The organism is Calderihabitans maritimus (genome assembly GCF_002207765.1).
Classification (GTDB): domain Bacteria; phylum Bacillota; class KKC1; order Calderihabitantales; family Calderihabitantaceae; genus Calderihabitans; species Calderihabitans maritimus.
Map to the genome: position 1 here is coordinate 39,901 of NZ_BDGJ01000126.1, position 7,907 is coordinate 47,807.

Here is a 7,907-nt window from a genome sequence, read left to right on the forward strand (position 1 = left end):
GAATGAATACTCATTCAGCATCAGGGAAAGGGGCGATAAGGATGGGTAGACATTATCCGTGGGAAGCCAGTTATCCGGCTCCACTTCGCTACCATCTGGACTATCCAAATATTCCGCTGTACGAATTTGCCGACCGGGGAGCTGTCGATTTTCCCGAACGACCGGCTTTGATTTTTTACGGGCAGCGGATAAGCTATGGAGAGTTTGGCAAGTTAACCACCCGGCTTGCCAACGCCCTGAAGAATTTGGGGGTACGGCAAGGTGACCGAGTTGCGGTCATGGGACCAAACTGTCCGCAATGGGTTATAGCCTTTTTCGGAACTCTGAAGGCTGGCGGTATAGTGGTTCAAACCAATCCCATGTCGGTCGAACGGGAGCTAGAAAACCTACTTAATAATGCCGGGGTGGAGACTATTTTTGTTTATGAACCGCTGTACCTACGGATCAAAGCCGTAGCGGGGACCACGCCGTTAAAACGGGTGATAGTATTCAATTTCAGGCCGGTATCGAGCCCGCCGGAAGAAGGAGTCCTTGTTTTTGATGAACTGCTCCGGCAAGGGTCGGAGACTGTACCAGGGATACCGGTAGACCCTAAGGAAGACCTGGCAGTACTCCAGTATACCGGAGGCACCACGGGAATTCCTAAAGGAGTTATGCTCACTCATTTCAACCTGGTCGCTAATGTTCAACAAACGGCTGAATTTTTAAAACCGGCGGTTGAGGATCCCGGCTTGGAGTGCATGCTGACCGCCCTTCCGCTGTTCCATGTCTATGGCATGACCGTGGCCATGAACGTAGCTTTTGCTTTAAGTTGTCCTCAGGTGCTGTTGCCCAAATTTGAAGTTGAGGAAGTGTTGGAAACGATTAAGAGTTATCGGATAACACTGTTTCCCGGAGCACCGACAATGTACGTGGCCATTATAAATTACCCTGAAGTGCGGAAGTACAACCTTAGTTCTATCAAGGCCTGTATCAGCGGCTCAGCGCCGTTGCCGGTGCAAGTACAACGGCAGTTTGAGGAACTGACCGGAGGGATGCTGGTAGAGGGCTACGGTTTGTCCGAGGCTTCACCGGTAACCCACTGCAACCCGATTATCGGGAAGCGCAAGTATGGCAGTATTGGTTTGCCTTTTCCCGATACCGAAGTCAAAATCATGGATGTGGAAACCGGCACCAAAGAACTTTCTCCTGGTCAGGAGGGAGAATTGGTGATCAAGGGTCCCCAGGTAATGAAGGGATACTGGAATAATCCTGAGGAGACGGCTGTGGTTTTACGAGAGGGCTGGCTCTACACCGGGGATATTGCCAAAATGGACGAAGAAGGTTACTTCTACATTGTGGATCGGAAGAAAGACTTGATCATTGCCAGTGGGTTTAACATCTATCCGCGAGAAGTGGAGGAAGTTTTATATGAGCACACCGCAGTACAGGAAGCAGCTGTAATAGGGGTGCCGGATGTTTACCGGGGAGAAACGGTCAAGGCTTTCATAGTGTTAAAGGAGGGAGCGTCGGCTACTGAAGATGAGATAATTCAGTTTTGCCGGAGTAGGCTGGCGGCCTATAAAGTGCCGCGGCTGGTGGAATTCAGGACGAGTTTACCTAAAACTGCGGCGGGGAAAATTTTGCGTCGTCTAATCAGGGAAGAAGAGTATCGGAAACTCAAGGAGGGGCAAAGCAATGGGCTACGCAATTAGGAAGGCGGCAGTACTGGGAGCCGGAGTGATGGGGAGCACTATTGCTGCCCACCTGGCCAACGTCGGTATTCAATCCTACCTGCTGGATATTGTTCCGCCAAAACTGACTCCTGAAGAAAAAGAAAAAGGTCTAACTTTGGAAAGCACTGAGGTTAGAAACCGACTGGCTCGAGAGGCAAAGGAGCGGCTGGTTAAGTTTAATCCTGCTCCTTTGTATCTGCCAGAAAGGGTCCAGTTGATCACTCCCGGTAATTTGGAGGATAACTTGGATTGGCTGGCCGAGGTAGATTGGATTATTGAGGTGGTGGTGGAAAACCTGGCCGTTAAGAGGGAACTTCTACAAAAGGTGGCCAAATACCGCCGGCCAGGCACTATTGTCAGTTCTAACACCTCCGGTCTGTCCATCAACCAGATGGTGGAAGGGATGTCGGAGGAATTCCGAGAGCATTTTCTGGGTACGCATTTTTTCAATCCGCCTCGTTACATGCGCTTGCTGGAGATCATTCCGGGGCGGGATACCCGGGCGGAAGTGATCGAATTTATGCTTGATTTTGGACGGCGGGTTCTCGGCAAAGGGGTGGTTTTGGCTAAAGATACCCCCAATTTCATCGCCAACCGTATCGGTGTTTTTGCCATGGCGGCGGCTGTGCGGGCTATGGTTGAGGACGATCTTAGTATCGAAGAGGTGGATGCCTTAACCGGCCCGGTTTTGGGAAGACCCAAGAGTGCTAGCTTCCGCACGTTGGATTTGGTGGGCCTGGACGTGTTTATGCATGTAGCCCAAAATATTGCCAAATCCGTTTCGGACCCGAAAGAAAAAGAAATGTTTAAACTTCCAGAGTTTATGAAAACGATGGTTGATCGTACCTGGTTGGGAGCAAAAACGGGGCAAGGGTTTTATAAGAAAGTTAAAACGCCGGAAAAGCAGATCCTGGTATTGGATTACCACACTATGGAGTACCGTCCCCAAAGCAAAGTTAAGCTGGCCAGCCTGGAGGCTGCCAAAGCAGTACCCGATTTGCCCGGCAGAATCAAAACGCTGGTTTTTGCCAATGACCGCGCCGGTCAGTTTGCTTGGAAGAGCGTGAAACACGTACTGCTTTACGCTGCGGAAAAGGTCAGGGAAATTGCTGACGATATTATTTCGGTGGACCGGGCTATGAAATGGGGGTTCAACTGGGAACTTGGGCCCTTCGAACTCTGGGATGCTCTTGGCGTAGCCAAGGTGGTCGAGCGTTTGGAACAAGAAGGAGAAAAAGTTCCGGAGGTAATTCGCCAGCTTCTTGACAGTGGAAAACATTCCTTCTATACGGTCCAAAACGGGTACCGGTATTACTATGATTTTAAGACTGGAGAGTATTTGGAAGAAGAACGACCAGTTGATGTAATCTATTTGCCTAGTCTGAAAGCACAAAACCGGTTGGTTCGGTCGAATCCCGGAGCCAGTTTAGTTGACATAGGAGACGGTATTCTTTGTCTGGAGTTTCATTCGCGCAACAATGCTATCGGTGCTGATATTGTTGAAATGATTCGACAGGCGGTTGAAGAGGTGGAAAAAAATTATGCGGGATTAGTTATCGGCAACCATGGCCGTAACTTTTCGGTGGGAGCCAATCTACTGCTTCTTCTGCTGGAGGCCCAGGACGGAAACTGGGATGAGTTAGAATTGATGGTCCGAGAATTTCAACAAGCAGGGATGGCGTTAAAATACTGCCGGAAACCGGTGGTTGCGGCTCCTTTCCGTATGACGGTTGGCGGAGGGTGTGAGATCTGTCTTCACGCTGACCGGATTCAAGCCCATGCCGAAACGTACCTGGGTTTGGTGGAAATAGGTGTAGGTCTGCTCCCGGCGGGCGGAGGAACTAAAGAAATGTTGTTGCGCGCCATCGAAAACGTTCCGTATGACCCGAAGGCGCGTGGACCGCGGGCTGATCTGCAGCCTATGGTGGCCCGGGCTTTTGAAACCATTGTCATGGCTAAAGTTTCAACCAGTGCTGAGGAAGCTAAAAAACTGGGTTATTTGAGACCGGCCGACCAGATAACGCTGAATGAAGACCGTCTGATATACGATGCCAAACAAACTGCCCTGGCCATGGCAACTGCGGGCTATCAGCCTCCAATGCCACGAAAATTTCCGGTATTAGGTACCGATGGTTACGCTGCCCTGGAACTTATGATCTATACGATGAAAGAAGGTCGATTTGTAACTGAATATGATGCTCATATCGCACGGAAAATTGCCTACGTAATATCGGGCGGAGATGTAGTTCCTTATACCATGGTCGATGAGCAGTACATTCTGGATTTAGAACGAGAAGCCTTCTTAAGTCTTCTCGGGGAGCCTAAAACGCAGGAACGTATTCAGCATATGTTAGCTAAGGGTAAGCCATTGCGAAATTAAGGAGGGGATTTTATGAGGGAAGCTGTTATTGTTAGTGCTGTTCGCACAGCGGTAGGTAAAGCCCCTAAAGGAACTTTGCGCTATACACGCCCGGAAGAGATGGCGGCAGTAGTATTACAGGAAGCAGTACGCAGGGTGCCTGGCCTTGAACCAAAAGAGATCGATGACGTTATTATGGGATGTGCTTTTCCGGAAGGGGAGCAGGGTATGAATCTGGCCCGAATAGTTGTACTCCGGGCCGGATTCCCGGATACAGTTCCTGGAGTAACGGTAAATCGTTTTTGTGCTTCGGGTCTGGAGGCTATTGCGTTGGCTGCGTCGCGAATAGCCACTGAATTAGCAGAAGTGGTAGTAGCAGGTGGAGTTGAAAGTATGAGCATGGTACCTATGGGCGGTAATAAACCAGCTCCCAATCCATATCTTATGGAACATTTGCCGCAGGCTTATATGTCGATGGGATTGACTGCAGAAAATGTGGCCGAACGTTATGGAATCAGCCGGGAGGACCAAGATTCTTTCGCCTTGGCAAGTCACCAGAAAGCTTATGCAGCTATTACAGAAGGCCGTTTTCGCGAAGAAATTGTTCCCCTGAAGGTAAGCTGGAAAGAATGGGTAGAAGGCCAGGGAGTTATAAGCCATGAAACTACTTTTGATACAGACGAGGGCGTACGGCCCGATACGTCTATGGAAGCTTTATCTAAATTAAAACCGGTATTTCGCGCTAACGGCACGGTTACTGCAGGTAATTCTTCCCAGACCAGTGACGGTGCTGCTGCCGTAGTTCTAATGAGTAGATCTAAGGCCGAAGCTTTAGGGATTAAACCTATGGCCGTGTTCAGGAGCTACGCCGTAGGTGGAGTGCCGCCGGAGGTTATGGGTATCGGACCGGTCGTTGCTATTCCCAAAGCTCTGCAGTATGCCGGTCTGCGCCTGCATGAGGTCGATTTGATCGAACTAAACGAGGCCTTTGCTGCCCAGTCCCTGGCGGTTATCCGGGAATTAGGAATAGATCCCGACCGAGTAAATGTTAACGGAGGCGCCATTGCTTTGGGGCACCCGCTGGGGTGTACCGGTGCCAAACTTACGGTTACCTTGTTATACGAACTGGCTCGGCGTGGGGGACGGTACGGGCTGGTTAGTATGTGTATCGGCGGCGGCATGGGAGCAGCCGGTGTTTTCGAAAGGGAAAATTAAAACAACGAAAACAAACTTCGAAAGGAGTGCAATAGGATGGTAAAAGGCGGGGAATTCTTAATCAAACCAGTCAATCCGTCAGAAATTTTTACCCCGGAGGATTTATCCGAAGAGCATCGCCTGGTGGCTCAAACCGTAGCTGATTTTACGGAAAATACAGTGGTACCTCATATGGAGGAACTGGAAGAACAAAAGGAAGGTCTGATGCGGCAGCTTCTGGAGCAGGCAGGTGAATTGGGACTTTTAGGCACAGATGTTCCAGAGGAATACGGTGGCGAGGGGATGGATAAAATTTGTTCCATCCTCATTGCCGAAAATATTGCTGCTGGTGGTTCATTCGCCGTTGCTCATGGAGCTCATACCGGAATCGGTACATTACCTATCGTTTTTTTCGGTAATGAAGAGCAGAAGAAAAGGTATCTACCTGACCTGGCTTCCGGCCGGAAGATAGCGGCCTATGCGCTCACTGAACCCGGGGCCGGATCCGATGCCTTGTCTGCGAAAACCAAGGCAGTGCTCAGCGAGGACGGAAGATACTATATTCTCAACGGGACTAAGCAGTTTATTACTAATGCCGGTCTGGCAGACGTTTTTGTGACATACGCCAAAATTGACGGTGATAAATTTACCGCCTTTATTGTGGACCGAGATACGGAAGGGCTTTCGTTGGGGGCCGAAGAAAAGAAAATGGGTATAAAAGGGTCCTCTACGCGGAGTCTGATTTTTGAGGATGCAAAAGTGCCAGTGGAAAATGTGTTGGGGCAAATCGGCCGCGGGCATGTAGTGGCCTTCAACATTCTCAACTTGGGGCGTTTCAAACTGGCTGCCGGTTGTGTTGGTTCTGCAAAACTCGCTTTTAGCCATGCAGTCAAGTATGCTCTGGAACGGCAACAGTTTGGTCGGCCCATCGCTCACTTCGGCCTCATTCAGGAAAAGATTGGGCGGATGGCAGCCAAGATATATGCTGCCGAGAGTATGGTCTACCGTACGGCAGGACTGGTAGAAAAAATGCTGGCGGAAACTCAGGACGGCAATGTTGCTCAAGCGCTTCAGGAGTACGCGGTGGAATGTTCGATCAACAAGGTACATGCTTCGGAGGCACTGGATTATGTTGCAGATGAAGCGGTGCAAATTTTTGGCGGTTACGGCTATACTAAAGAATATCCGGTTGAACAAATATACCGTGATTCCAGGATTAACCGCATTTTTGAAGGAACGAATGAAATTAACCGTCTGTTAATTCCGGGAACCTTACTCCGCCGGGCCCAAAAGGGAGAACTGGCTCTGCTGGCAGCCGCTCAGCAATTGGCCAAGGAAATTATGCAACCGAAATTATCCATGTCGAATGACAGCGACCCCATGAAGACAGTTCAAGATCTGGTGGACAGAAGCAAAAAAATCTTCCTGCAGGTTGGTGGCCTGGCGGTTCAAAAGTATATGGATAAAATTCAGGAACAGCAGGAAATTTTGGGCATGTTGAGCGATATTTGCATTGAAACTTATGCAATGGAAAGTGCTGTCGGGCGGGCTTTTAAGGCAATGGCCGAACAAAAAGCGGAGGGGATTAAATCTCTTCTGGCACAGGTGTATGTGTATGAAACTTTCCCGAGAGTTGAATTGCGGGCGCGAGAAGCTCTGTCAGCCATGCTGGCCGGCGATGAACTGCAGACACAACTATCAGTACTTAAACGTTTTGCCCGGTACCGGCCGGTTAATCTGGTCGGTATACGGCGACAGATAGCACAACGCCTTTTGGAAGCAGGTAAATATACCGTGTGAACACGAAAAAACATTTACTATATGCCTGTTCAGGATTATAATAATGAGCGGCAGGTACATCCGGTTACCTGCTGCATCTAATTTTTTTAAAGTCAGGCGGGATATATGGTGGGCAATAAGTCAGGTGACAAATACGGGTTAATCCTGGAGGCAGCGGTCAAGGTTTTTGCTGAAAACGGTTACCACAACTCTCAGGTAAGTAAAATTGCTAGCGAGGCTGGAGTTGCGGACGGTACCATTTATTTGTATTTTCAAAATAAAAAGGATATACTAATTTCCCTCTTCCGGGAGAAAATGGGTAATTTTATCGAACAGGTTAAGCGAGAACTGGAGGAACTGAGCGATCCGGTGGCTAAACTTAAGCGGCTAATTGAACTTCATTTTAGCCATCTCGAAGCGGATAAGAACCTGGCAACGGTAATTCAGATACAGTTGCGTCAGTCCGATCCGGAAATCCGCTCTGCCATCACAGGTCCGCTTAAGGAGTATTTTCGGTTGATGGAAGAGATCCTGGCCGAAGGGAAGGCCTCCGGTTGTTTCTACCCGGACATTGACGTCCGGTTGGCCCGGTCGATGATCTTCGGTACGCTGGACGAAGTAGCTACCTGCTGGGTACTGTCGCGTCGTGACTACCGGCTATCGGATCAGGTAGAAGAAGTGTTTCGTCTGCTGGTCCGCGGTCTTGCGGTGAATTCAAAACTTCCTTCTGGTTGACAGGTGCTGAGGATGGGGCTATAATGTTTATGTAGCCATTAAAGAATTGTGTCGGAGTGGCGGAATCGGCAGACGCGCACGTTTGAGGGGCGTGTGGTGAACACCGTGCGGGTTCAAGTCCCGCC

General features: G+C 49.6%; 5 protein-coding genes. All 5 read left to right on the top strand.

The features are described 5' to 3' along the window. Positions 1-41: 41 nt before the first annotated feature. The 5 genes from KKC1_RS10995 (at position 42) to fadR (ending at position 7,782) form a co-directional block, all read left to right on the top strand. Positions 42-1,694, top strand: a complete 1,653-nt coding sequence (locus KKC1_RS10995) for a long-chain-fatty-acid--CoA ligase (RefSeq protein ID WP_202820047.1) — start codon at positions 42-44, stop codon at positions 1,692-1,694. Next, a complete protein-coding gene (locus tag KKC1_RS11000; protein ID WP_088554503.1) occupies positions 1,678-4,095 on the top strand; it encodes a 3-hydroxyacyl-CoA dehydrogenase/enoyl-CoA hydratase family protein in 2,418 nt (805 codons plus the stop codon). The genes KKC1_RS10995 and KKC1_RS11000 overlap by 17 nt, the downstream gene beginning before the upstream one ends. A 12-nt stretch (positions 4,096-4,107) precedes the next feature. Further along, entirely contained in the window at positions 4,108-5,289 is a 1,182-nt protein-coding gene (locus KKC1_RS11005; RefSeq protein ID WP_088554504.1) for a thiolase family protein, read from the top strand. Positions 5,290-5,325: 36 nt separating this feature from the next. Continuing rightward, positions 5,326-7,068, top strand: coding sequence for an acyl-CoA dehydrogenase family protein (locus KKC1_RS11010; protein WP_088554505.1), 1,743 nt, complete (start codon positions 5,326-5,328; stop codon positions 7,066-7,068). 105 nt (positions 7,069-7,173) lie between these two features. Then, the gene (gene fadR / locus KKC1_RS11015) at positions 7,174-7,782 is read left to right on the top strand and encodes a fatty acid metabolism transcriptional regulator FadR (protein ID WP_088554506.1); all 609 of its coding nucleotides are present in this window, start codon (positions 7,174-7,176) and stop codon (positions 7,780-7,782) included. Positions 7,783-7,907: the final 125 nt, after the last annotated feature.